Source organism: Intestinimonas timonensis, assembly GCF_900626145.1.
Lineage (GTDB): Bacteria > Bacillota > Clostridia > Oscillospirales > Oscillospiraceae > Intestinimonas > Intestinimonas aquisgranensis.
The window spans coordinates 336,809-360,449 of sequence record NZ_LR130817.1 but is presented as its reverse complement, the minus strand read 5'-3'; the positions used below and the strand labels follow the sequence as shown (position 1 = coordinate 360,449).

The 23,641-nt window shown below is 58.5% G+C and carries 23 protein-coding genes, 1 tRNA gene and 1 riboswitch; of the genes, 5 read left to right on the top strand and 19 right to left on the bottom strand.

Going from position 1 to position 23,641, the window contains the following annotated elements; translation table 11 throughout:
• Positions 1 to 59: 59 nt before the first annotated feature.
• The 11 genes from pgsA to E0E29_RS07870 form a co-directional block, all read right to left on the bottom strand.
• Complete coding sequence (pgsA, locus tag E0E29_RS07920) at positions 60 to 587, bottom strand: CDP-diacylglycerol--glycerol-3-phosphate 3-phosphatidyltransferase (protein WP_130849410.1); 528 nt, start codon at positions 585 to 587, stop codon at positions 60 to 62.
• 4 nt (positions 588 to 591) lie between these two features.
• A complete protein-coding gene (gene rimO, locus E0E29_RS07915; RefSeq protein ID WP_130849409.1) occupies positions 592 to 1,911 on the bottom strand; it encodes a 30S ribosomal protein S12 methylthiotransferase RimO in 1,320 nt (439 codons plus the stop codon).
• Positions 1,912 to 1,937: 26 nt separating this feature from the next.
• A complete protein-coding gene (locus E0E29_RS07910; protein ID WP_130849408.1) occupies positions 1,938 to 2,513 on the bottom strand; it encodes a nitroreductase family protein in 576 nt (191 codons plus the stop codon).
• Positions 2,510 to 3,139, bottom strand: coding sequence for a regulatory protein RecX (locus E0E29_RS07905; protein ID WP_130849407.1), 630 nt, complete (start codon positions 3,137 to 3,139; stop codon positions 2,510 to 2,512). Before E0E29_RS07905 ends, E0E29_RS07910 begins: the two co-directional genes overlap by 4 nt.
• Positions 3,126 to 4,238: a recombinase RecA gene (gene recA / locus E0E29_RS07900; RefSeq protein ID WP_130849406.1), complete on the bottom strand. Its 1,113-nt coding sequence runs from the start codon at positions 4,236 to 4,238 to the stop codon at positions 3,126 to 3,128. Before recA ends, E0E29_RS07905 begins: the two co-directional genes overlap by 14 nt.
• 67 nt (positions 4,239 to 4,305) lie before the next feature.
• Entirely contained in the window at positions 4,306 to 4,701 is a 396-nt protein-coding gene (locus tag E0E29_RS07895) for a hypothetical protein (protein ID WP_130849405.1), read from the bottom strand.
• A 14-nt stretch (positions 4,702 to 4,715) separates the two neighbouring features.
• Positions 4,716 to 5,579: a peptide chain release factor N(5)-glutamine methyltransferase gene (prmC, locus tag E0E29_RS07890; RefSeq protein ID WP_130849404.1), complete on the bottom strand. Its 864-nt coding sequence runs from the start codon at positions 5,577 to 5,579 to the stop codon at positions 4,716 to 4,718.
• Positions 5,580 to 5,622: 43 nt separating this feature from the next.
• Complete coding sequence (locus E0E29_RS07885) at positions 5,623 to 6,603, bottom strand: DUF1385 domain-containing protein (RefSeq protein ID WP_130849403.1); 981 nt, start codon at positions 6,601 to 6,603, stop codon at positions 5,623 to 5,625.
• Positions 6,604 to 6,744: 141 nt separating this feature from the next.
• Complete coding sequence (locus E0E29_RS07880; protein ID WP_165449955.1) at positions 6,745 to 8,145, bottom strand: sensor histidine kinase; 1,401 nt, start codon at positions 8,143 to 8,145, stop codon at positions 6,745 to 6,747.
• A gap of 47 nt (positions 8,146 to 8,192) precedes the next feature.
• Positions 8,193 to 8,882, bottom strand: coding sequence for a response regulator transcription factor (locus E0E29_RS07875; protein WP_130849401.1), 690 nt, complete (start codon positions 8,880 to 8,882; stop codon positions 8,193 to 8,195).
• Positions 8,883 to 8,949: 67 nt separating this feature from the next.
• Positions 8,950 to 10,323 (bottom strand): hypothetical protein, encoded by a 1,374-nt coding sequence (locus E0E29_RS07870; protein ID WP_130849400.1) that lies wholly within the window; start codon positions 10,321 to 10,323, stop codon positions 8,950 to 8,952.
• 202 nt (positions 10,324 to 10,525) lie between these two features.
• Between E0E29_RS07870 and E0E29_RS07865 the strand changes: the two genes are divergently transcribed.
• A tRNA-Leu gene (locus tag E0E29_RS07865) sits at positions 10,526 to 10,612 on the top strand.
• Between the two features lie 339 nt (positions 10,613 to 10,951).
• Here the strand turns inward: E0E29_RS07865 and E0E29_RS18440 are convergent.
• On the bottom strand, positions 10,952 to 11,287 hold the full coding sequence (locus E0E29_RS18440) for a hypothetical protein (protein WP_207303590.1): 336 nt from the start codon (positions 11,285 to 11,287) through the stop codon (positions 10,952 to 10,954).
• A gap of 169 nt (positions 11,288 to 11,456) precedes the next feature.
• On the opposite strand from E0E29_RS18440, the gene E0E29_RS07855 reads away from it, so the two are divergent.
• The 3 genes from E0E29_RS07855 to E0E29_RS07845 are packed head-to-tail and all read left to right on the top strand — an operon-like array spanning position 11,457 to position 14,371.
• Complete coding sequence (locus E0E29_RS07855) at positions 11,457 to 12,944, top strand: RCC1 domain-containing protein (RefSeq protein WP_130849399.1); 1,488 nt, start codon at positions 11,457 to 11,459, stop codon at positions 12,942 to 12,944.
• The gene (locus tag E0E29_RS07850; RefSeq protein ID WP_423202439.1) at positions 12,931 to 13,320 is read left to right on the top strand and encodes an ATP-binding cassette domain-containing protein; all 390 of its coding nucleotides are present in this window, start codon (positions 12,931 to 12,933) and stop codon (positions 13,318 to 13,320) included. Before E0E29_RS07855 ends, E0E29_RS07850 begins: the two co-directional genes overlap by 14 nt.
• A 43-nt stretch (positions 13,321 to 13,363) precedes the next feature.
• The gene (locus E0E29_RS07845; RefSeq protein ID WP_130849398.1) at positions 13,364 to 14,371 is read left to right on the top strand and encodes a siderophore ABC transporter substrate-binding protein; all 1,008 of its coding nucleotides are present in this window, start codon (positions 13,364 to 13,366) and stop codon (positions 14,369 to 14,371) included.
• Between the two features lie 68 nt (positions 14,372 to 14,439).
• On the opposite strand, the gene E0E29_RS07840 is transcribed toward E0E29_RS07845, so the two are convergent.
• Both E0E29_RS07840 and E0E29_RS07835 read right to left on the bottom strand, forming a co-directional pair.
• Positions 14,440 to 14,961 carry a nitroreductase family protein gene (locus E0E29_RS07840; protein WP_130849397.1) on the bottom strand — a complete coding sequence of 174 codons (522 nt, stop codon included), beginning with the start codon at positions 14,959 to 14,961 and terminating at the stop codon, positions 14,440 to 14,442.
• 57 nt (positions 14,962 to 15,018) lie between these two features.
• The gene (locus E0E29_RS07835; protein WP_242622432.1) at positions 15,019 to 15,993 is read right to left on the bottom strand and encodes a tRNA dihydrouridine synthase; all 975 of its coding nucleotides are present in this window, start codon (positions 15,991 to 15,993) and stop codon (positions 15,019 to 15,021) included.
• A gap of 136 nt (positions 15,994 to 16,129) precedes the next feature.
• Here E0E29_RS07835 and E0E29_RS07830 point away from each other — a divergent pair, with 136 nt between their 5' ends.
• Positions 16,130 to 17,638: a diguanylate cyclase gene (locus tag E0E29_RS07830; protein WP_130849396.1), complete on the top strand. Its 1,509-nt coding sequence runs from the start codon at positions 16,130 to 16,132 to the stop codon at positions 17,636 to 17,638.
• A 64-nt stretch (positions 17,639 to 17,702) separates the two neighbouring features.
• Here the strand turns inward: E0E29_RS07830 and E0E29_RS07825 are convergent, their stop codons facing one another.
• The 5 genes from E0E29_RS07825 to E0E29_RS07805 all read right to left on the bottom strand — a co-directional run bounded on the left by E0E29_RS07825 (position 17,703) and on the right by E0E29_RS07805 (position 23,615).
• Positions 17,703 to 19,355 carry a Na/Pi cotransporter family protein gene (locus E0E29_RS07825; RefSeq protein WP_130849395.1) on the bottom strand — a complete coding sequence of 551 codons (1,653 nt, stop codon included), beginning with the start codon at positions 19,353 to 19,355 and terminating at the stop codon, positions 17,703 to 17,705.
• Between the two features lie 305 nt (positions 19,356 to 19,660).
• A complete protein-coding gene (yaaA, locus tag E0E29_RS07820) occupies positions 19,661 to 20,416 on the bottom strand; it encodes a peroxide stress protein YaaA (protein WP_130849394.1) in 756 nt (251 codons plus the stop codon).
• 90 nt (positions 20,417 to 20,506) lie between these two features.
• The gene (gene eutL, locus E0E29_RS07815) at positions 20,507 to 21,157 is read right to left on the bottom strand and encodes an ethanolamine utilization microcompartment protein EutL (RefSeq protein WP_130849393.1); all 651 of its coding nucleotides are present in this window, start codon (positions 21,155 to 21,157) and stop codon (positions 20,507 to 20,509) included.
• 449 nt (positions 21,158 to 21,606) lie between these two features.
• Positions 21,607 to 21,790: riboswitch (cobalamin riboswitch) on the bottom strand.
• A gap of 125 nt (positions 21,791 to 21,915) precedes the next feature.
• The gene (locus tag E0E29_RS07810; protein ID WP_130849392.1) at positions 21,916 to 22,353 is read right to left on the bottom strand and encodes a cupin domain-containing protein; all 438 of its coding nucleotides are present in this window, start codon (positions 22,351 to 22,353) and stop codon (positions 21,916 to 21,918) included.
• Positions 22,354 to 22,382: 29 nt separating this feature from the next.
• A complete protein-coding gene (locus E0E29_RS07805; protein ID WP_130849391.1) occupies positions 22,383 to 23,615 on the bottom strand; it encodes an ethanolamine utilization protein EutH in 1,233 nt (410 codons plus the stop codon).
• Positions 23,616 to 23,641 lie beyond the last annotated feature (26 nt).

Sequence of the window (23,641 nt, the reverse complement as noted above, 5' to 3'; positions counted from 1 at the left end):
CCGGTGAAACACGCAAAAGGTCCCCGGCAGTTCACATTGAACTGCCGGGGACCTTTTTCTTACTTGTTCCAGTTGAGGACGTCCCGGTTCTTGACAAAGTACTCCACGCCGGAGTAGAGGGTGGTGACCACAATGACGGCCACACATACCGTATTGAGCCAAGACGGGATGCTCAGCAGCATGATGCAGATGCACACCATGGTGGAGGCGGTCTTCACCTTGCCGGACCAGCCGGCGGCAATGACCCGTCCGTTGTCCACGGCCACCAGCCGGAGACCGGTGACGGCGAACTCCCGGGCCACCACGATGAGGACGGCCCAGGCGGGCATCTGCCCACTCTCGATGAACCACAGCATAGCCGAGACCACCAACAGCTTGTCGGCCAGGGGGTCCATAAACTTGCCAAAGTCAGTGATCTGGTTGTAGTGCCGGGCCACATAGCCGTCGATGAAGTCGGTGACACTGGCCAGGATGAAGATGGCCAGGGCGATGTAGTGGTTGTAGGGCGGGATGACCAGGTACAAAACCGCCAGGAAGATGGGGATCATGACCACCCGGGTCATGGTGAGCTTATTGGCTGTATTCATGGTCTCACTCCTCGATCTCGCCGGTCAGGTCGCCGTCGGACACGCCGGTGATACGCACGTTGACAAAGGTACCAGCGGGTACGGTACCGGCGGCGGTAAAGTACACGTGGCCGTCGATGTCGGGGGAGTCGGCATAGGTCCGGCCCGCCCAGCAGCCCATGTCGGCGTCGAAGCCCTCACAGAGGACCTCCATGACGGTGCCCAGCTTCTCCTCGTTCCAGCGGTCCATGACCCTGGACTGGACATCCACCAGCAGCTCGGCCCGGTGCTGGGCCACATCGGCGGGAACCTGGTCTGCCATCTTGGCAGCGGGAGTGCCCTCCTCACAGGAGAAGGGGAAGACCCCCGCCCGCTGGAAGTCCAGCTGGGGAAGGCGCTGGCACAGCTCCTCGAACTCGGTTTCTCCCTCGCCGGGGAAGCCCACGATGATGGAGGTGCGCAGCACCAGGTCGGGCATTTTGGCCCGGAGCTTGGATACCGCCTCGGTGATGAGGGCGCTGTCCCCCCGGCGGTTCATGGCCTTCAGGATCTTGTCGCTCATGTGCTGGATGGGGATGTCCAGGTACTTGACGATCTTGGGCTCCAGGGCGATGACGTCGATGAGTTCGTCGTCAATCTCGTCAGGATAGAGGTAGTGGAGCCGAATCCAGTGGAAGGGCATTTTGCAGAGCTCAGTGAGGAGCTCGCCCAGACGGCGGCGGCCGTAGAGGTCGGTGCCATACCGGGTAATGTCCTGAGCGATGACCAGCAGCTCCTTCACGCCGCTGTCCGCCAGGCCCCTGGCCTCCTCCAGCAGGGACTCGAAGTCCCGGCTGCGGTAGCGGCCCCGGAGGTATGGGATGATACAGTAGGCGCAGCGGTTGTCGCAGCCCTCGGCAATCTTCAGGTAGGCGGTATAGGGGGGCGTGGACACCATACGCGCGCCATCCTCGATGGTATGGTCGATGTCCCCGAAGTAGGTGGGGGTGTCCCCCTCCATGACGGACTCGATGGCGGGAACGATGTCGGTGTAGCTGCCGGTGCCCAGGATACCGTCCACCTCGGGCAGCTCCTCCAGGATCTCATCCTGGTAGCGCTGGGTAAGACAGCCGGTCACCAGCAGCTTTTTCAGTTTACCTGCGCTTTTCAGCGGGGCTATGGACAAAATGGTGTCGATGGCCTCACTTTTGGCCGAGTCAATAAAGCCGCAGGTGTTGACCACCGCCACGTCGGCCCCCTCGGGCTCTCCGGTGACGGTATAGCCCGCCGACCGGCACAGAGCCATCATCTGCTCGGTGTTCACCAGATTCTTGGAACAGCCCAGGGATACGAATGCAACTTTCAAGTGGATGCTCTCCTTCTTTGTTCAGATCAGAGGAAGATGCAGCGACCCTCCCGGCGGGGCGGCATCTTGGGGGACTGGTCGGGATAGCCCAGGGCGATGGCGGAGACGAACTCACCCTTGCCGGGGGCATATTTGGCCTGGATCTCAGGACCAAAGCCCATGCGCTGGGCCGCCGACATCCAGCAGGAGCCAATGCCCTTCTCCCAGGCGGCCAGCATCAGGTTCTCAATGGCAGCAGAGACGCTCTGCATGGCGCCGTCCCGGTCGGGGAAGTTGTCCTTGAGGAAAAAGGCCAACACCACAGCCGGGGCCCCGCCCAGGCTCACCAGGAAGCTCTCCGTCTCCTGAATGGTCTCCGGATTTTTCTTGAACCGGTCCTCCAGCACTGGATGGAAGGCCACCATCACCCGGCGCATCACCTCCCGGAACTCCGCCATCTTTTCCGGGCTCTGGATGACGACAAAATACCAGTGCTGCATGTTGATGGCCGATGGGGCACAGCAGGCCGCCGCCAAGATCTCCTCTAAGGTCTCGCGGGAGATGGGATCGCTCTTGTACTTGCGGATACTGCGTCGGGTCAGTAGACATTCCATGGCGTTCATATTTCATCCTCCTCCAGTGATGCGTCGTAGCGGCGCAATGCCGCGCTGATGTCGGTCCAGTGATACCCCTTCCGGGCCAGATAATCGGAGGCCCGCTTGAGTTCCTTCCGGTCAGTAATCCTTCCGCGGAGCCTTTGGCGCAGGAGGGCGTCGATGGTCTCCGCCGGGTCATCCAGGTCGCCCAGGACCTGGTCCCAGTACTCCCGGGGCACCCCCCGCCGGCGCAGCTCCTCCCGGAGCCGGTAGGGCCCGTAGCCTTTGGCGGAATAGTGCCGCACCAGGGTCTCGGCATAAGTACGGTCATTGAGGAGACCCAATCGCTCCAGCTCGTCGGCCACCGCTTCAGCCTCTTCATCCGTGGCGTCGGCCCGCTCCATCAAGCGGTCAGTCAGCTCCTTGCGGGACATGGGCCGGGTGGTGAGCAGGCTCAGGGCCCGGTCCTTCAGGCCGCTCTCCCGGGCAGCGTTTTCCAGTGCAGTCTTCTCCTCCGCTGTGAGCTCCTTGCCCACATACAGAGAGAAGGCTACCACCTCCCGCTCGCCGATGCGGAGGAGCTCTCCGCTGTCCAACTGGACCAGGATGCGGCCCTTTTTATGCTTGGATGCGGCCAGCTTACTGATCCGCATCCTCGAAATCCTCGGCGGACACGTCTACCGCCCGTCCGGCGGCCTTAGCGGCCGCCTTGGCTTGAGTGGGCAGCAGCTTGTAGGAGTTGGCCCGGATATCGGCCTCCAGCTGCTCGGCCACCTCGGGGTTATCCAGCAGGTACTGCTTGGCGGCCTCTTTGCCCTGGCCCATGCGGGTCTCACCCATGGCGAACCAGGAACCCGACTTCTGCACCAGGTCCAGCTGGACGCCCAGGTCGATGAGCTCGCCGGTCTTGGCGATGCCCTGGCCGAACATGATGTCGAACTCCGCCTGCCGGAAAGGGGGAGCCACCTTGTTCTTGACTACCTTTACCCGAACGTGGTTGCCGATCATTTCGGAGCCGTTCTTCAGGGTCTCCACCTTCCGCACGTCCATACGGACGGAGGCGTAGAACTTCAGGGCCCGGCCGCCGGTGGTGACCTCCGGGTTGCCGTACATGACGCCCACCTTTTCCCGGAGCTGGTTGATGAAGATGACGATGCAGTTGGTCTTGGCGATGGAGCCGGCCAGCTTCCGCAGGGCCTGGCTCATGAGCCGGGCCAGCAGGCCCACATGGGAGTCACCCATATCGCCCTCGATCTCCGCCTTGGGGGTGAGGGCGGCCACGGAGTCCACCACCACTACGTCGATGGCGCCGGAACGGACCAGGGCCTCGCAGATCTCCAAACCCTGCTCACCGGTGTCGGGCTGGGAGATGAGCATGGAATCAATGTCCACCCCCAGGGCCCGGGCATAGGAGGGGTCCAGAGCGTGCTCAGCGTCGATGAAGGCCACCTCGCCTCCCCGCTTCTGGGCCTCGGCCACAATGTGAAGGGCCAGGGTGGTCTTACCGGAGGACTCAGGGCCATAGATTTCAATGATGCGGCCTCTGGGTACACCGCCGATGCCCAGGGCCAGATCCAGGGACAGGGAACCGGTTGGGATAGCCTCCACCACTACACCTGCGTTCTCACCCAGGCGCATGATGGAGCCCTTGCCGTAGGTCCGCTCGATCTGGGCCATGCAGGTCTCCAGGGCCTTCTTCTTATCGCTGGCGGGGGCAGCCGCCTCCACCAGGTTTTTCTTCTTATCTGCCAAATGACTCACTCCTTAAACGAATCAGCGCTCCCCATTCCCGCAGCTCCGGGCCGGAGCAGCGCCGGGGTCAATAAACTGCTGACGCCAGCCCGACCAGTACCACCATGGTCACGATCACGAGAAGCCATGTGATCTCCTGCTTCCGAAACACTTCCTCTGCCGACTGGTCCTGGCTTCTGCCTGCCCGCGTCTTCAACGGGCCGCGCCAGTCCACGCCGAACCGAATGCCGCCCGTACCCACGGAGATATGCCGATCCGGCTTGACCTCCGGATATTTCTGGCGCAAATCTCGCTCCAGCAGATTGCTGGTAACGATGCTGAACACGATCATGGAGATGACCTGGCCGAAGAGGAACACGACGTAAAGCCCGCTCGTTGTAAGCAGGATGGCGCAGACGCCCGCCACCAGGGTGACGAACTGAAAGACGATGAACAGGCTGAACGCCCGGCTCAACCGCTCCATACACCTCTCCTCCGTCAGTGGTTGGCGGTCCCCTCCACCACACGCCAGATGCCCTGGGTGTCCTGGTGGGTGACAATGTTCTCAAAGCCGTTCTGGGCCATGATCTTCTCCACATCGGCTGCCTGACCGATGCCTACCTCAAAGATGAGGCTGCCGCCCAACCGCAGGGCAGTGCCCCAACGCTGAGCAATTGCTCGATAAAAGTCCAGCCCGTCCAGGCCGCCATCCAGGGCAGCCCAGGGCTCATAGTCCCGCACCGACACATCCAGGTCGGGCAGGTCCTTGTGTGGGATGTAGGGTGGATTGCAGGCGATCACATCAAAGTCCCAAAGGCTGGCCGCCGGCGCCTGTGTGGCGTCCGCCTGAACGCAGGTCACCCGGGCGTTGAGGTTGTTGCGGCGGACGTTCTGCTTGCAGATGCGCAGGGCCGCCTCAGAGAGGTCGGCCAGCACCACCCGGCAGTTGGGGGCGTGGGCGGCCACCGCCAGGCCCACACAGCCACTTCCGGCGCACAGGTCCAGCACCCGGGCACCCTCTCCTGCCGCCTTGGCCAGCAGAATGGCCCTCTCGGCCAGCACCTCAGTGTCGGACCTGGGGATGAGCACGTCCCTGGAGATATCCAGGGGCAGGCCATAAAACTCCCACTCCCCGATAATGTAAGCCACTGGCTCCCCGGCCAGACGCCGCTGGGTCAGCTCTTCCACCTTCTCCTCTACCTCTTTGGAGGCATAAAGAGACAAATCCCGGAAGAACTGCTCCCGGGTCTTGTCGGCGGCAAAACACACCAGTTCCCTGGCCTCCAGCTGGGCCATTTCCACACCGTGAGCCCGCAGGCGTTTTCGGGTATCCAGGTATAGATTGTTGTAGGTGGTCGCCATAGAATCACCCTCTGTCTGTTTTGATATCAGGGTTTTTCCGAATTTACCACTGATCCTTTCCCTTTTCCTCCGGCAGCACCTGCTTGAGCGCCTCAATGCCTACCTCGATCATGGAGTCATCGGGCTCAAAGGTGGTCCAGCACTGAATCGCCATGCCCGGCCGCCGGATGGCCCGGCACAGCAGGTTGTCATGTCCGCCTACATAGCGGTTGATCTCCCAGGTGAGACCCACCACCACCGGCAGCAGCGCCAGGTGGACTAGGGTCCGCAGCCAGGGGTTGGTAAACTCCCAAAAAGAGAAAACGATGCTGGAGAGCAGGATGGACACCACAATGACCACGAACAGGAAGCTGGTTCCACAGCGGGGATGGTGTTTGGGCTGGGCCCGGACGTTCTCAACGGTGAGTTCCAACCCCTTTTCGTAGCAAAAGATGGTCTTGTGCTCGGCGCCGTGGTAGGAAAACACCCTTCGGATGCTCTTGGTCTTGGAGCACAGGATCAGGTAGCCCAGGAAGATGATCACCCGAGTGGCACCCTCCACCAGGTTACGGACCCACAGAGGGATGTTTGGGAAAAACCACATGACACCGCCGGACAGGAGCGTGGGGAGCACGAAGAAGAGGCCTACGGAGAAGGCCATACCGATGATGACCGCCAGGGTGGTGAAGAAGGCCATGGCCTTCTCGCTGCCCAGCTTCTCGTCCAGCCACTTCTCAAAGCGGGAGGGCTCCTCCGGCTCGTCGTCCTCGGGGTAGAATTCCGCCGAGTACATCAGGGCGGTAACGCCGGTATACATGGACACGCAAAAGTTGACTACGCCCCGGATAAAAGGCCAGCCCAAGATGGGATGGCGGTCCTTGATGAGCTTGCGCTCCTCGGTCTTGACCTCCAGACCTCCGTCAGGGCGGCGGACCACGATGGATTTCTTGTCGGGACCCATCATCATGATCCCTTCAATGAGGGCCTGTCCGCCGATCATGGTGCGGAAGGGCGTGGCGCAGGCCTGGCTCTGTTTTTCTGCCATGGATTCAGGTTCTCCTCTGATTGATAAAGATCTTCAGCCCCGAAACAGAAAGTCGGAGGCCGAATCGGCCCAACTTCCATCATAGCAAAGGAGGTTGGGAAAAGCAAGAGAAAATTCGAACTAATGTTCCATTTCTCCAGTTCAGCCGCTCATGGGCAGCCGGATGGTAACGATGCAGCCGCCGCCCTCGGCATTGCCGATGTCCAGGCGGCCATTGTGGCGGGTGATGATCTCCTCGCAGACGGCAAGGCCGATGCCGGAGCCTCTTGCCTTGGAACTTCCCTTATAGAACTTATATTTGACGTGGGGAAGCTCATCCTCCGGGATACCAGGACCGTAGTCCCGGATGGTGATGACCACCGCATCCTCCTCGCCACGGATGGCGGTGTCGATGCGCTTGCCGGAACCGCCGTGCTTGGCGGCGTTGTCCAGCAGGTTGCAGAAAACCTGGCGCATCCGCTCCGGGTCGCCGGGGATGGGCGGGAACTCCTCCTCACAGTCGGTGTGGGTGAGGGTGATCCCCTCCCTGCGGAAGAATTCCGTATAGGTATAGACGGCGTCCTCCAGCTCGGCCTTGATGTCCATGGGCTCCACCGACAGGGTGAAGCGGCCATCCTCAATGCGGGAAAACTCCAGCAGCTCCTCCACCATGTTGGTAAGCCGCCGGGCCTCGGAGACGATGATACCCATGCCCTTTTTCACGTCGGCGGCATCCCGGACCTCGCCATTCATAATGGTCTCGGCCCAGCCATTGATGGCGGTGAGGGGGGTTCGCAGCTCATGGGACACAGAGGAGATGAACTCCGACTTCATCTTCTCCGACTGGTCGATCTTCAGGGACATGTCGTTGATGGCGTCGGTGAGGTCGCCCACCTCGTCGTCGTACTTCTTCTCCATCTGGATGCCGTAGGAGCCGGCGGCGATGCGCTTGGCGGTCTCGGTGACGGCGGTGACCGGCTCCACGATGGAGCGGACAAAATAGAGGTTGGAGAAGGAGACCAGCAGCACAATGGCAGCGCCGATGAGGAGGGCCACCGCCACGATCTTGGCGACCTGGAGGTCACATCGGTTCAGGGAGGTCACCATACGGATGACACCCAGCAGCGTACCGTTCCGGCTCACCACCGGCATGGACACCGACATAATCCGCTCCCCTGTGTCCGGAGCGGTACCGGTCCAGGGGGTCAGTTCCCGCTGCTCAATGGCTCCTGTCACGTCTGGCGTACCTGGATAGGAGCCGGGAATGGTCAAATCGTTGGTGGATTGATCAATGCTGCCGCTGGGATTGATGATCTGCAGTTCCAGGCGGTCCTTATCAGCAAAGGTGCTCACATAGTCGTTGGCCGTCTGGAGGTATTCGCTCTGGGTCATAGCGCTGCTGAAAAAGGGCAGGGCCGCAGTGACCCGTGACTTGAGCCCCGTGCTCATGGTGGAGTAGAAATAGCTGGCGATGGCGGCTGAAAAGGCCGCCACAGCGAAGAGCACGATGAGCAGCACGGCGGAGATGCTGTTGAGCATCCACCGTTTCCGGATCCCCTTCATCTTTGCCACAACCTCTCCGCCTCCTTTCTTCTGTACTTAATTTAAGGTCAGAATCCCCACTTGTACCCATAACCCCACACGGTGGTGATATAGGTTGGGTTCGTCGGGTCATCTTCAATCTTGATGCGCAGGCGGCGGATATTTACATCCACCGTCTTGAGTTCTCCGAAGGAGTCCCGGCCCCAGACGGTGTCCAGGATCTCGTCCCGAGAGAGGGCCTTGCCCGGGTTGTCCATAAAGAGCTTCATGATGGAATACTCCACCTGAGTGAGCTTCACCCGCTGGCCGTTTTTCTCCAATGTCCGGTTCCGGGTATTCAGGAGGAAGGGGGGCTGGCTGATCTCGCCACTGTCCACCTCCACATCCCCGCCGGTGCGACGGTAGAGGGCGTCCACCCGGGCGGTGAGCTCCGCCGGCGAGAAGGGCTTGGTCACGTAGTCGTCGGCACCGGTCATGAGTCCGGTCACCTTGTCCATCTCCTGGGTCCGGGCGGTCAGCATGATGATGCCGATCTTGGAATCACTGGCCCGGATGCGGCGGCAGACCTCAAAGCCGTCCATATCGTCGGGGAGCATAATGTCCAAAAGGGCCACTTTTATATCAGGGTTCCGGCGCAGCTGGGCCAGAGCCTCCTCGCCGGTGCCCGCCTCAATGGTCTCATACCCCGCTCGCTTCAGATTAATGACCACGAAGCTGCGGATATTGGCCTCGTCCTCTAATACCAGCACTTTTTTCAATGCAGAACACTCCCTTCCGTTACGGATCTGGATTGTCTCCTCCGGTCTTTCCCAGACCGGCCGGAGCCTAAATCAAATGAAACAGCGCCTTCAGGCCCCCCTGATCCACACCGCAGTCCCAACCGCTGTCGGTATGGAATTCTGCGGCATAGATCACATCGTCCTCCTCCAGCAGGATAAACCGTCCCTCCGCGTTGGCCCGCGTCTTTCGGTTTGGACCAGTGAGCTTATAAATAGAGAGGAATGGCTTGGGCGCGGCATTCCCCTCGCTCTGCTCCGCAGAGTAAGGGTAGAAGAGGACACCCCGCTCCCCACTGCCAGTGTTGTCCAGTCGGGAAAGCGCCACCTGGCCCTGCCAGTTCTCCGGCATGACCAGATACCAGCCATCCTCACCATTATAATAGGTGGTAGAGACCACGGTGGGATTCCCCTTCAGATCATACTGCACCCATTGGACCTGCCAGAAGTCCAGACTGCTGACGGCATCCGGCGTGGGGAGAGCGGTGGGTCTGGGCACCTCCGGATAACCATCATTGTTGATGTCCTGAATAGAGATACTGGTATTGAGCCGGAAGGTATCATCACTCATGCCCGTGGATGGATTCAGGGTGATATTCACCAGTTTATCCTCCTGCCAGGTGAAAATGTCGGTAATGACACCGGTAATGAGATTAGAGGTTACAAAGATGGCCGGCTCAGCAACACCGTTGTTGTATAGGTAGCTGGCCAGGGGCTTGGTATTGCTGGCCAGACCGGTTATCTTGCCCGACAGAGGTGCCGAACTGCGCAGCATCATCTGACCGGACTGGTAATCATAGTAGTCGGCCTGGTAGACACTGTCCACCGTGTTGAGGGTGATCATGACGATCTCTTGCTGATTGTCCTTATCCATATCCCACAGCACATAATCTGTGTAGGATACCGCGGGCAGCAGCGTCTCCACCTCCGGCCCGGTGACCGAAAAGGCCTCCAGCCGGTAGATCTTGTCGCTCAGCCGCCAACTCACCACCAATTCCTTGTCCATGTGACCGCTTGGACCTGTCTTGCCGTCCAGATCCTCGTAGGAGATGGAATTGATGGCAGGGGCATCCCCTTCAATGATGTTCCAGACCTCATAGGTTCCATCTGCCGTCTGGTGGTAAATATAGATCTTCAGCGGTTCTGGATCGTTCACACTGGTGCTGCGGAAAAAGGCAATGGCCTCCTGGACACCATCCTCATCCAGATCCATGAGCTGAACAGGCTGGGTATTGGTACCGAATAGCGGACCGGAATACTCGGCGCCCGCACTGCGCACCTTGTCAATCTGCTCCTGAAGGTTCCTATAATCCTCTGCTGCCTTGGGGACGGCGTAAAGTTCCTCGGGCGAGCTGAACGCGCAGCCGCCCAAACACAGTAGGACCACGGAGAGTATGACCGCCCCGATCCATTTCTTTCTCATTTCCGCCGCCTCCTTTCCTGGATCTGCCCGACCGCCCGTGAGAACGCATTCTCCCATAGGCAACAATCTCGTATGTATCATCATATCATATTTCCCGCCAATTTGGTATGGGATTTTTTAATTTTCTCCGCCACGTCAAAAATCCACTCTTGCAGTCTCGGCCCACCTTGTGTATAATAATCCTTGCACCCATATCATCCACGCCGGTATGATGGAATTGGTAGACGTGACGGACTCAAAATCCGTTGGTGGCGACATCGTGTCGGTTCGAGTCCGACTACCGGCACCAAACCAATATAATCCGAACTTGTTTCCGATAGGAGATGGGTTCGGATTATTTGTTTTCTTTGACCGCTACGAAGCCACCTACTTCCGCAACGGGGTGCGGCGCAAGCCCACCTCCAAGCCGAGAGGCCCACGGAAGAAGAAAGCGGCCCTATAAACGCAAAAAGGGCGGGCGCAGCCGTTTGCACGGTGCGCCCGCCCTTTTCGTCATTTCGTCGTTTCGGCCTCCTGCCTCTCCGCCTCCCGCTGCTTCTTCCATTCGGCAAATTCCCGCTGCCCCTCCTCGCTCTCATAGAAAGCGAGAATGTCCGGCATGATACAGCGGGCTATCTTGCCTCCATCACTATTTTGTTGCTTTAGCACAATCTCCGCCTTTTTTCAAACAAGCCCTAGCACCGCCCAGGTTATTCTGCACGGAAAAAATGGAATGCTTACTGCCGTCGGGATTCATCAAATAAGCCACATTACTCTTGCTGCTCACATCAATACCAACGAATAATGGATTCACAATTCTCACCTCCCCACATGGGAATTTCAGGCCAGCAGACTTTGAGATGCCCATGATAACCGGAGCGTCCGCAACCTCGCGTATCAGAATCATTCCGGAGAGAGCCAATGCGATATCCCTCACTGCTAAAAGGGCGACCTTATCTCCGGCAAACAGCCAATTAGTTTGCAACTAACTTCCGGTCCAGGGGGACAGACTTTACTATGAAGCAGCCTTACGGCTCGACCAGGAGGATAAGAGCCTGACCCTGCTGTCCTACAGCTATTGTATCACGGGTATCTCAAAGCCTGCTGATACCCCATTTATTAACTTTGAAACTTATTATACGAGGAGGATTTTTATGAAGAAACGCAGATTCTTTTCCCTGCTGCTCACCGCCGCCCTGCTGGCGGGGCTGCTGGCCGTCCCCGCCTCGGCGGCGGGCCAGCCCTACATCAAACAGGTGGAGGCGGGAAACCGGACTTCCTGGGCGGTCACCAGCAACGGCGACCTCTACGGCTGGGGCAGCTGTGACACCTCCACGCTGCTCAACGGCGACACCACATCCAACGTCCCCGTCAATATCATGTCCGGGGTGAAATCGGTGTCAGCCAGTTCATCGTATTGTACGCTCACTGTCCGCGTGAAAGTGTACGACGAGTACGGCTACAACATAAGGTGGAGAGAGCCCGGCACGGTCCTCACCATCCTCAAGGAGAACGGCGATCTCTATACCTGGGGCGACAACGTCTGCTACCAGCTGGGCAAGGGCTACTATGAAGCTGATGTGGAGACCTACGAGCCCTACTTCGTCATGGGCAACGTGGTCAAGGCTGCCACCAACGACCACGCCTGCGCGGCGGTGACGGAGAATGGCGATCTCTATTTCTGGGGCGACAACTTTGCGGAAGCCTATGCCAACGGCGAGGGAGGCTGTGAATCTTACACCGACCCCACCGTCATCCTCACCGGCGTAAAGGATGTGGAGTTGAGCCCAGAAAATGTTATGGCCCTGAAAAACGACGGCTCGGTGTGGATGATGGGCACCAATATCTATGGCGTTCTCGGCCGGGACGAGGGAGAAGATGCCGAATTGGTCAACGAAATGATCAAGGTCATGGATGGCTGCGTGGATATCGCCCTTGGCAATAAATTCGCCATGGCCCTCAAGCCCGACGGTTCTCTCTACGGCTGGGGGAACAACAGCAGTTACGCAGCCCTTGGTTTCCACTGGAACCTGGTGGATTATGTCGCTACCCCCACTCTGGTTGCCACCGATGTGCGCAGCGTGGATGCCGGCAACAACAACGCCTATTTCATTAAGTTTGATGACACCCTCTGGGTCACCGGCGCAGGCCAGCACGGACAGCGTGGTCCCAGTTCCATCAACTATCACTATGATTCTGTTACCGGCGAGTATAAGCTGTACAACTATTATCCGGAGATCGTGGACACCAATGTCCACTCTGTCTCCGGTGGCGGTAGTCATATGCTCTATCTGAAAAACGACGGTACCATGTGGGGCTGCGGCATGGAACTCACCGGAAGTCGCCCTCTGGGCCGTGGTGACGGCGCGGACGAGTGGGGCGAGATCTATATCCTGGAGGACGGCCATCCCTCCCACAGCGCCTATCGCAGCACCCCCACTCTGTGCGGCTTGTCCTACGGCTCCTTCGCCGGGATGTTCGGTCCCGTCCAGGAGGAAGTGGAGCTGGTGGCCGGTTTTGCCGACATTGCCGCCAACGCCTGGTACCGGGACGCCGTGGAGTGGGCGGTACTCGGGCAGCCGCCTCACCGACGAGGACCAGGCCATCGTCGACCGTGCCATCGCGTACATGGAACTGGATGAATTTCAGGACCGGTTCATCGACGAGCTCTCCGGCGGCCAGCGCCAGCGGGCCCTCATCGCCATGGTCATCGCCCAGGACACCGAATACATTCTCCTGGACGAGCCCACCAACAACCTGGACATCTACCACGCCACCAACATGATGAAGATCGTCCGTCGGCTCTGCGACGAGCTGGGCAAGACTGTGATCCTGGTACTCCATGAGATCAACTATGCCGACTTCTACTCCGACTACATCTGCGCTTTTAAGGACGGCAGGATCGCCAAGTTCGGCACTGTGGAGGAGGTAATCACCAAAGGGAACCTGTCAGAGATCTACCGGGTGGACTTTGAGATCCTGAATATTCAGGGTAAGCCCCTGTCTATTTACTACTGACCCGCTATTTTTCCGTACTTTTTATGAAAAGGAGTTTGCACACATGAAGAAGATCGCCTCTCTTGCCCTCGCACTGGCACTGTCCCTGGGTTTGGCCGCCTGCTCCTCCGGCAGCGGCGGCTCCGCCGCGCCGGAATCCACCACACCGGTGGAGGATACTCAGCTTACAGGGACCGTTCCCACGAGCGTTACCATCACCTCTTTGAACGGCGCCAAAGAGTCTGTGGAGCTGGAGGTGCCCTACGATCCCCAGCGTATCGCCACTCTGGACATGGCCTGTCTGGACATTCTAGACGCACTGGGCGTGGGCGACAGAGTGGTGGGCACCGCCTCCACCAGCCTGGAATACCTCCAGGACTACATCAATGACGATATCGCCAACCTGGGCACCATCAAAGAGGCCGATCTGGAAGCGGTCATGGCCTGTGAGCCGGATGTCATCTTCATCGGCGGCCGCCTGGCCTCCAGCTATGACGCCCTCAGTGAGATCGCTCCCGTGGTCTACCTCTCCACCGACACCGAGATTGGCGTGGTAGAAAGTGTACGCCAGAACGCCGTCACCATCGCCTCCATGTTTGGTTTGGAGGAAGAGGTGGATGCACTCATGGCTGATTTCGACAGCCGGATCGCCGCCCTGTCTAAATTTGCCGACGGCAAGACCGCCATCGTCGGCATGTGTACCAGCGGCAGCTTCAATGTGCTGGGCAACGATGGACGTTGCTCCATCATCGGTCCGGAGATCTGCTTTGAGAACATCGGCGTGGACGCCGACCTGGAAACCTCCACCCATGGCAACGAGGCCTCCTTCGAGTTCATTGTGGACAAAGCCCCGGACTACATTTTCGTTATGGACCGGGATGCCGCCATCGCCACCGAGGGTGCCAAGCTGGCCCAGGAGATCATGGAAAATGAGCTGGTCGTGGGGACCGACGCCTACAAGAACAGCCACATCGTCTATCTGGTTCACCCCGCCGTCTGGTACACCGCCGAAGGCGGTATCACCGCTCTGGATGTGATGCTCTCCGACCTGGAGAGTGAGCTTCTGAGCTGAATCCTTTCCTGTAAAAAAGTCGTCCGGCCGGTCGGCCGGACGACTTTTTATGGGACGACTTTTTATGGTCAGATCTTGAAAACACGGCCCGGCTTCCGCTGGGGTGCTTGGGGCGCCGCGCCCGCGGGATAGCCCAGGGCCAGGGCCCCCACGCCCCGCATGCCCTCGGGGACCCCCCACGCCTTGAGCATGGCCTTGCCCTCGTCACTGTCGAACATCTCCCGCGCCCGGTGGATCCAGCAGGAACCCAGCCCCAGGGCGTGGGCGGCCTCCATCATGACAGTCAGCGCGCAGCTGCCGTCCTCTACCCAGGTATACCGCTCCGTCGACGCCAAAACCACCACGATGGTGGGTGCTCCATAGTAGGGATCGCGGTCGGTGCCCATGATGGTGGCGTTCATGGCGGACAGCTTGCCCCGGACCTCCGGGTCCTGGACGGCCACCAATGTCACCAGCTGGCTGCCCATCCCACAGGGGGCATACAGCCCCGCCTGGAGCACCGCGTCCAGCTCCTGCTGTGCTACCTGCTTCGTCTGAAAGGAGCGGATGCTCCGGCGCCCCAGAATGGTCTCATATGCTTTGTTTTCCAAGTGTATTCCCCCATTTCCATATCGTTTGTTTCATCATACCGCGGCCACGGCCCTGTGTCAAAAAATGGGCTGGTCACGCCAGCCGGCGGCAGAATCCTCCCGCAGGGGCAGCTCACCGAAAATGGTCTCCACACACGCTTCATACTCGGCAGGGTTTTTGGCCTTCTTCAGTGCCCTGCTCAGCCGCTCTTGTCCCTCAAAGAGCCAAATGAGATAGAACCACAGCTCCTTCATCCGCAGCATGGCGTTATGTCGGCTACCAAAGGCCTCCGCATAGCCTTCATAAAGAGTATCATGAAATTTTCGCAGCGTCTCTCGGTCGGCTGCTGGTACTCCTTTGGCCTTGGCTGCCAGGGCGGGGTCTCCCACCAATCCCCGTCCCAGCATCACCCGCTCCACCGATGGAAAGCGCTGCCGGAAAATCCCGATCTCTTTGGCAGTGGTCAGATCCCCGTTGTAGCACAGCGAGGCTGTACTCCTCTCCACCGCCAGGGCAAAGGCCTCCAGCCGCACCCTGCCCTTATAGAAATCCGACCGCACTCTGGGGTGAACAATGAGCTCCGTGCAGGGATAGCGGTCAAAGCACTCCAGCAGCCGATCAAATTCCTCCGGTGACGCAAATCCCACCCGGGTCTTGATGGATATGGCGACTTTGGCCCGGCTGAAGATTTCCTCCAGAAAGCGGTCAAGTCCATCCGGGTCCCGGAGGAAACCGGACCCCTTCCCTTTGGCAGTAACCGTTCCGGAAGGACAGCCCAGATTCAGATTGACCTCCCGATAGCCCAGGTCGGCCAACAGCTCCGCCGCCCAGAGAAAATCCTCCGCCTGACAGGTCAGCAGCTGGGGCACTTCCGGTACACTTGACTCCGCATCCGGCGTGAGTTCCCGCATATCCCGTTTGGAAAAGACCCTGTCCTTCCCAGGTGAGACAAACGGCATGAAATATTTGTCTACCCCCTGAAAGAACTGACTGTGGACCCGCCGGAACAGCCTGCCCGTCACCCCCTCCATGGGTGCGAAGTAATAATACATGTTTTCCCTGTCCCCTTTTATTTTTAAATAGTAACGTATTTCGGACTTCTGCCCATTCTTTCTTGCTTTTACATGAAAAATTTACCACTTTCTGTTCCAAATCTGACAGTTTCCCCGTTCCGCTTTTCTATAAAATATGGTATACTATGGGTACAAAATATCAGGTGAGGAGGTGGATCTTATTTCTGTGTTGCATGTCGACCGCATTCGCCGCTATGCGCCGTCGCTGTTATTGTTTTTGCTGTATATGGCCGCCTGTATGGGTTGTTTCGTTCTGCATGAAAAGCGTTCTGTGGAAGAACATACACTTCTCTCTCTCCGCAACAATGTAGAGCATCAATGTGATTACTTCAACTCTGTGATCGACACGCAGTTTTCCTCCTTGGACAGCTTGGCCCGCTTTATCGCGAGGCAAGATCATCTTGTCGACAGCGATAATATACTGATGGCTGATGCCATTGTTTCCAGTGGTGAATTTTCCCGCATTTTGATTATCGCCCCCTCCGGTACCGGCCACTCCAACGATGGCGCCACTACTCTTGTCGCTCACCGGCAATATTTCCTGACTTCCATGTCCGGTCGCCGCGCGGTCAGTGATCCCCTCTCCAGTTCTGTGGACAGCCAGACAAAGGTCGTTCTGTCCGTGCCCATCATTGGTGAGGATGGAGAAGTTATGGGCGTTGTAGGCGGAGCCTACAACATCGGACAACTCAGTGACTTCCTCTTCTCCGGACTGTACAATGGCAGCGGTTATCCTCTGCTGGTCACCTCCAGCGGCGCCCTGGTTTCCACCACCTCTACCACCTTGCCCACACACTATCATGATTTCTTTGAATACTGTGCCTCTATGGAGCTGATGGGCGGCGCTTCTCCGGATGAAGTTCGGGCTGATTTTGCCGCCGGCAAGAGCGGCTATTTTTTTGCCCACAACGGTGACGAGATCCAGTATATGGTCTACCAGTCCGCCGGGTTGGACAACGGCTGGATGATGTGTTACACCGTCTCCAGCAGCGAGGCCAGCGCTGATTACAGCTTTATCTTCCGGGATGTTCTCTATCTGGGTATCGCCTTTTTGGTGGGCGTCCTGCTCCTTTTGTTCTCTATGATCCATATTTCTCTGCGAGACCGGCGCCGGCTGCTCCATCAGGCCCAGGCCGATTCTCTCACCGGTCTGCTTAATCGCACCAGCACCAGTGCCTGCATCGACACCTGGCTGGCCGTCCCCGACAGGCAGGGTGCCCTTTTGATGCTGGATCTGGACAATTTCAAGGAGGTCAACGATGTCTGGGGTCACCAGGCGGGTGACTCTATCCTGGTCCTTACTGCGGAGCTGCTGCGCGCACATTTCCGTCAGAGTGATGTCATCGGTCGGATCGGCGGTGATGAATTTATGGTTCTGATGAAGGATGTATCCTCCCGGTCCGTTGTGGAGCTGCACATGCGTCGCCTGTGCGAGGAATTCCGCCTCCTCACAGACCCAACCTACCCTCAGATCTCCGTTTCCTGCAGCGTTGGCGCTGCCATGATCCCCGACCAGGGGCGCTCCTTTGAGGAGCTTTACCCACATGCGGACAGCGCTCTGTACTGCGCCAAACACCACGGCAAGGACGGCTGGAGCATTTTCTCCGGTGAGTCCTCCTGCTAACAAATAAAGACCGCCATGTTCCGGCCTGAGCCGGAACATGGCGGTCTTCTTCTTTCCTTCCGCCTCAGGGCAGGCTGGCACTGGAGCGCTCCTGCGCAATGTTGAGCACATGGTCGCCGATACGCTCAAAGTCGGTGAGCATCTCAGAGAACAGGATGCAGCCCTCGTCAGAGCAAATGCCTTTGCGCATCCGCTCCATCTGATGGCGCCGGAAGCTAGCTGTCATGTCGTCCATCTTCTGCTCCAGAGCGGAAATCTCACTAATCCACTCCACCGGATTGGATACCACACCGCTGAGCGACTCGATGGCCTTGCGGCAGACGGCCTCCATCTCCCGGATCTCGTTCTTTGCTTCCTCGGAGAAGTGGACATCCTTCTCCTTCAGAATACCACTGTAACCACAGATATTCATCGCGTGATCGCCGATACGCTCGATGTTGCCCGCGATCTTGAAGTAGGCGCTTACCGCGGCAGAGTCCTGCTCGTTGGTCTCGTGGACGATCACGTGGGAGATAAACTGAGAAATCTCCTTGTTGAGGAAGTCGATATACTCCTCCACCGACTCCTCCTTGGCCACCAGGGAGGGGTCGCGGTCCAGCACCGCCCGGAAGGCGGTGGAGACATTTTCCTTCGCCATGTCCAACATGCGGTTGAGTTCCTGGCGAAGCTGGCTGATATAGATGGCAGACTGACCAATGGTACGGTCCTGATTGGCATTGATGGGGGTGAGGAAGGCCAGATGCATCCCCTCGTCCAGATCCTGCTTGCGCTCAGGCAGGATGCGCATGGCTGCCTTCACCATCCACTTGCCCAGAGGCAGCAGAAGCAGCGTGGTGACGATGTTAAAGAGGGTGTGCATGTTGGCGATCTGAGAGGCAGGACTGTCGGGCGTGAGGCTCTCCACGAAGCCCACCATGGAAACCCCCATCAGCGGCGTGACCAAGCACAGTGTGGTAAACAGAACCGTGCCGATGATATTGAACATCAGGTGGATGATGGTGGTCCGCTTGGCGTTGCGCCCGGTGCCCACCGAGGCCAGCACAGCAGTGATGCAGGTACCGATATTCTGGCCGAAGAGGACATAGACAGCGCTGCCCAGTCCGATTACGCCGCTGTTGGCCAGGGCCTGAAGGATACCGACAGAGGCGGAGGAAGACTGGATCAGAGCGGTAAAGAGGGCACCGGCCAGGATACCAAGCACCGGATTGGAGAACTTGGTCATCAGGTTTACGAAAGCGGGCATCTCCCGCAGCGGGACCATGGCGGCGCTCATCATGTCCATACCAATGAAGAGGACGCCCAAACCACCCAGGATACTGCCGTAGTGGTGGAGCTGAGGCTTTTTCAAAAATACCATCATGGCCACGCCCAGGAAGGCAAAGAAGGGCGCCATAGCACCTACGTCCAGGGCGATGAGCTGTCCGGTGATGGTGGTACCGATGTTGGCACCCATGATGATCCACACTGCCTGTGTGAGGGTCATCATACCGGAGTTGACGAAGCCCACCACCATGACCGTGGTGGCGGAGGAGGACTGGATGACAGCGGTGATCACCGCACCCACCAGTACACCCAGCAACCGGTTGGCCGTCAGCTTCTCCAGGATGCCCTTCATCCGGTTACCGGCCGCAGCCTCCAAGCCGGAGCTCATCATCTGCATTCCGTGCAGAAACAGCGCCAAGCCGCCCAACAGGCTCAGAATATTGGCAATACTCATCGAAATGCTCCTTTTTCTCTTTCTTCTCTCTGAAATCGAATGGTTGGATCAGTTCTTTTGCCGTCTGTCCACGTGCTCTTTCCCGCGTTTGGGCAAAAGAAAAAGACATAGCCTGCTTTTCCAACCGAAAAGCAGGTCATGTCTCTTTAACAGGCCTGGGGCAATTCCACTTGTGGGTAAGCACGGTGGCTTTTTCCGCAGCAGTATCGCTCATAGCTCCATGGTCCTTTCTGTCTCAAACACAATCTCTCACAATTACATTATACATGCTATCTCTGCCACCGTCAACGGGATTTTACCCCACTTTACCTTTTCTCCACATCGCGCAGAAAGACCGGATGGTCCGGCTGGGATCTCTGTGGGCAATACCGAAAATGGAGTCCCTCAAAGGCGGTGACATCCTCCGGATCTTCCACGCCTCCCTCTGCCAGAAAGCGGACCATCTCCCCTCTGGCCATTTTGACATGGACCCCTTTTTCCACTACCTTTCCATCGGCACGCAGCTCCCCAAAGACAGGCGTAATCACCCTGGTTCCGGCGGGCAGGTGGGGGATCACCGCCTTGCTATACTCCCCGGAGGCCAAATCCACCACTACACCATCCGGCGCCAAAGCTTCGGCCAGTTTGCCTCCCCAGAACGCATAGAGATCCTTACAAAACGGGGTCTTCAGTCTGGCCTGCATCTCCAGCCGGTATGGAGTCACTCCGTCGAAGGGCCGGAGTACCCCGTAAAAGCCAGAGAGGATCCGCAGGTGTTCCTGCACATAGTCCAGCGCCCTTTCCGAAAACACTGCAGGCGCCATATAACGATACTGAATCCCTTCATAGGCCAGAAGTGCCGGCGTCAGCCGCTGGCGCAGCTCCATCGTCTGGAACCGCTGGTAGTTGAGCTGGGACAGCTGGTCGTTACAGGCGAGCAGCTTTTTCAGTTCCGGCAAGGAAAGGCCTTTCAGATAGTCCAGCAGCCGCTCCGTCTCCCCCAGAAGAGTTGGTAGTTCTCTGGGCGGCAGCCCGTCCAAATCTTCCTTCATTTTCTTGGCAGGTGAGATGATGATACGCATAGACTTCCTCCCTTTCATCCTTCGGAACGGGCATAAAATGGCCCGGAGCGGTGATCCTACGCCGTCTCCGGGCCGTTGATGGGTCAAAAATCAGTCGATGGGGTTGTCGGCCACGAACTCCACAGCGGCAGCGAAGGCGTCGCAGGCGGACTTACAGGCGGACTGGCTGCCGGTGAGCAGACCGCCGCCGAAGTTGGTCTCGCTGGGGGGCGCGTACAGCACGCACAGGCGGACATCGGCGGCCTTCAGAGCGGCATCGACGCCGTACATGGCCTCCAGAGGAGGAGCGATCAGGTAGGCCAGCGCCTCACCCTCGGCGATGCCGGCACCCTCAGACAGGTAGGAGCCGGTCCGGGAGATGCAGTGGGCGTAGTAGACAATGGTATCGTCCTCGTTGGCGGAGACAAAGTGGCACACGTTCTCGATCATGTCCACACAGGCCTCCAGTCCGGCCTTAGCCTCAGCGGGGTTGGGGGCGGCCAGAATACCGATGATCTCACCGGCCAGCTTGGTGTTGGCGTTGGCAGCGCCTGCATAGAAGCTCTTTGCGTAAGCCACGCGGCAGTCGGCCTTCTTGGTGGCCTCGTCCAGAGCGGTATAGGTCACATCGTCGCAGTCGGCAGTGACCAGGGCCAGGGACTTCTCGCCGGGCAGCAGACCAAGCTCCTTGGCCAGGTCAGGAGATACATTGGGGATCAGCTTGGTGGCCAGTACAGTTGCTTTCACAGGATCTCGTTTCATGATCCGTCTCCTCCTTCACGGGCGTCTTTTCCGCCCTGTCTGCCGTCCGGTCGGCGGCATATATCATCAGTGTAATTATATCGGACCCCGTTCTTTTTGTCAACGGAACACCGGCCGCCCACCGCTTTTTCCAACCCTTTCAGACAAAAAAAGGGGCGGAACCATCCCTACGTCGGGATGGCTCCGCCCTTCTCCACAGGCGGGTATTTCCTGGTATGGCCGGACCCACAGTGGCAGCTATGGGTCCTTGCCCTGCATCAGCTTGCCATACCAGTTCCAAAGGGAGGTGAAGTTGGCCACCTGACACATCGCATAAGGAGGAATGGCGGTACGTCCCGTCCACCCTTTAGCGCCGACAACAAAAAAGCCGTATCCCTCTCAAAAAGGATACAGCAATGGCCCACGGGCTTCACCGTGGGAACTGCACCCTCCTAAGCGCGAGGAGGTCTCGTGTGCGCCATACACAGGCAGGTATTCTGACTTAGGCGTCCGAACGCGCTCCCCGCCTTCCCAGAGCTTTCGCTCCAGTGACCTAATGGGGACCACTTCGCCAATACAGCAACGGCTTTGCGCGGGATTCTCACCCGACTTCCCTTTTGAGCTCATCAAAGCACCTGTGTACCACTTATGATTCAGTTGTCAGCTTGGCTTGTGTTTATTATACCGGCCTTACCGTACCCTTGTCAAGTGGCGCTAACACTTTTCAAAGAGGAAACAACCCCCGCCGCATGCGCTGCGGCGGGGGTTGTCTGCGTTCATTACTGCCAGTCGGCGGGGAACACGGTGTAGGCGTACTTGGCGTAGTCCGGAGTGCTGAAGTGGATGTGGCTGCCCTTGGGGATGTAGATCACATCTCCGGCGTCGCCGCCCACCACGCGACCGTCGATCTTGATCTCCAGACGGCCTTCCAGCACGATGTCCCACTCATCGTAGGTCAGAGTCCACTCGAAGTCGGCTCCGTCAGAGAGCTCCATGATGCCGCAGCCCATACGGGGGGCCTCCTCCAGGGTGGCCACGTCCTTGAGCTTGACGTCATTGCGGCCCTCGAAGGGCTCCAGCTTCACGGTGGAGGTCTTGACGCCAATGACGCCGCTGGGATCCACCTGCTTCTGGAAGTCGCACTTGCCGGTAGAGCCCGCCGCTTCGGCGATGACCTTTTCTACAATGCTGCGAATGAGTTCTTCACTTACGTTCATAGCGATTCCTTACCTTTCCGCGCTGCCAGTTAGTCGAACTTCACGTTCTCGATCTTAGACAGCAGCTTGGGCGCCAGGATATTGGCCACGATGATGGCGGTGATACCAGCCACCAGCTTGCCAACGATCACGGGGAAGATCATGTCGGGGTTGTTGCCGGCGGTGAAGCCCAGGTGGTCGCCGAACACGAAGGCGGCGGACACGGAGAAGGCCACGTTCAGCAGCTTGCCCTTGGGGTTCATCTCGCCCATGATGTTGAACATGGCGATGTTGTTGGCTAGGTTGGCCACCATACCGGCGGAGCCCTGCTCGTTCATGCCCAGAGCGGCACCAATCTTCTCCAGAGGTTTGCCGAAGGTGCGGGTAATCCACTCCACCATGGGGAAGGCGCCGATGAGGACGATAGCGATCTGGCCGCAGACCAGAAGGCCGCTGTCCAGGCCGCGGGAACCATCGGCAGGGTTCTCAACCATGATGTGGAACACGGGGAACATAATGCCGGTGATCTGCTCAAAGACAGCGATGGCGGTGAGGGCAGTGATGACGATGGTCACGCCGGTACCGAACACGTTGAAGCCTTTGATCATGGGGCCAGGGGCGCACCACAGGCCGATAACGATCAGAGCGGCGATGATGATGACGGGAATCAGGTTCTGGATGATGGTGATGATGCTCAGGTGATACTCAGGAGCCAGGGTGTTCATCATCAGGCCGCCCACGATGCAACCGATGGGGATGGTGATCATACCAGCCAGAACACCGGCGCCCAGATAGCCGCGGTCTTCCTTCTTGATGATGCCCAGGGCCACAGGGATGGTGAACACGATGGTGGGCCCCATCATGGTGCCCAGGATCAGGCCGGCAAAGTTACCGATGGCGATATTGTCACCGGCCAGCTGCATAGCGAGGGGATAGCCGCCCATGTCGCAGGCCAGCAGGGTGGTAGCAAACATGGCGGGGCTGGCGCCGAAGATACCGTAGATGGGCTTCAGGATGGGGCCCAGCAGCATGGACAGAACGGGGGCCGCAGCCACGACGCCGGCCATGGACATGGCCAGACCGCCCATGGCGTTGAAGCCGTCTTCAAACTTCTCACCGTAACCGAGCTTGTTGCCGCGGATCTTGTCGATGGCGCCAACGAGCATGAAGATCATCATGATGAGCATGATGACAGAGTTGATAGAGATGCCGGAGATCCATGCAGAGATACTTTCGGTGAATATACTGGGATCGGCAGCAGCAATCAGTTCACTATAATCCATAGTTACGCTCCTTCTCTTCTCTAAAT

Bases quoted from the DNA above. Each gene is read 5' to 3' on its own strand.
- E0E29_RS07895 (WP_130849405.1), bottom strand. From the start codon at position 4,701: ATGGAGCGGTTGAGCCGGGCGTTCAGCCTGTTCATCGTCTTTCAGTTC.
- E0E29_RS07850 (WP_423202439.1), top strand. From the start codon at position 12,931: ATGGAACTGGATGAATTTCAGGACCGGTTCATCGACGAGCTCTCCGGC.
- E0E29_RS07845 (WP_130849398.1), top strand. From the start codon at position 13,364: ATGAAGAAGATCGCCTCTCTTGCCCTCGCACTGGCACTGTCCCTGGGT.
- E0E29_RS07880 (WP_165449955.1), bottom strand. From the start codon at position 8,145: ATGAAGGGGATCCGGAAACGGTGGATGCTCAACAGCATCTCCGCCGTG.
- E0E29_RS07885 (WP_130849403.1), bottom strand. From the start codon at position 6,603: ATGGCAGAAAAACAGAGCCAGGCCTGCGCCACGCCCTTCCGCACCATG.
- E0E29_RS07835 (WP_242622432.1), bottom strand. From the start codon at position 15,993: ATGTATTATTACTTCGCACCCATGGAGGGGGTGACGGGCAGGCTGTTC.
- E0E29_RS07855 (WP_130849399.1), top strand. From the start codon at position 11,457: ATGAAGAAACGCAGATTCTTTTCCCTGCTGCTCACCGCCGCCCTGCTG.
- pgsA (WP_130849410.1), bottom strand. From the start codon at position 587: ATGAATACAGCCAATAAGCTCACCATGACCCGGGTGGTCATGATCCCC.
- prmC (WP_130849404.1), bottom strand. From the start codon at position 5,579: ATGGCGACCACCTACAACAATCTATACCTGGATACCCGAAAACGCCTG.
- yaaA (WP_130849394.1), bottom strand. From the start codon at position 20,416: ATGCGTATCATCATCTCACCTGCCAAGAAAATGAAGGAAGATTTGGAC.
- E0E29_RS07905 (WP_130849407.1), bottom strand. From the start codon at position 3,139: ATGCGGATCAGTAAGCTGGCCGCATCCAAGCATAAAAAGGGCCGCATC.
- E0E29_RS07810 (WP_130849392.1), bottom strand. From the start codon at position 22,353: ATGAACGTAAGTGAAGAACTCATTCGCAGCATTGTAGAAAAGGTCATC.
- E0E29_RS07805 (WP_130849391.1), bottom strand. From the start codon at position 23,615: ATGGATTATAGTGAACTGATTGCTGCTGCCGATCCCAGTATATTCACC.
- eutL (WP_130849393.1), bottom strand. From the start codon at position 21,157: ATGAAACGAGATCCTGTGAAAGCAACTGTACTGGCCACCAAGCTGATC.
- E0E29_RS07830 (WP_130849396.1), top strand. From the start codon at position 16,130: ATGGTATACTATGGGTACAAAATATCAGGTGAGGAGGTGGATCTTATT.
- E0E29_RS07910 (WP_130849408.1), bottom strand. From the start codon at position 2,513: ATGAACGCCATGGAATGTCTACTGACCCGACGCAGTATCCGCAAGTAC.
- E0E29_RS07825 (WP_130849395.1), bottom strand. From the start codon at position 19,355: ATGAGTATTGCCAATATTCTGAGCCTGTTGGGCGGCTTGGCGCTGTTT.
- E0E29_RS07870 (WP_130849400.1), bottom strand. From the start codon at position 10,323: ATGAGAAAGAAATGGATCGGGGCGGTCATACTCTCCGTGGTCCTACTG.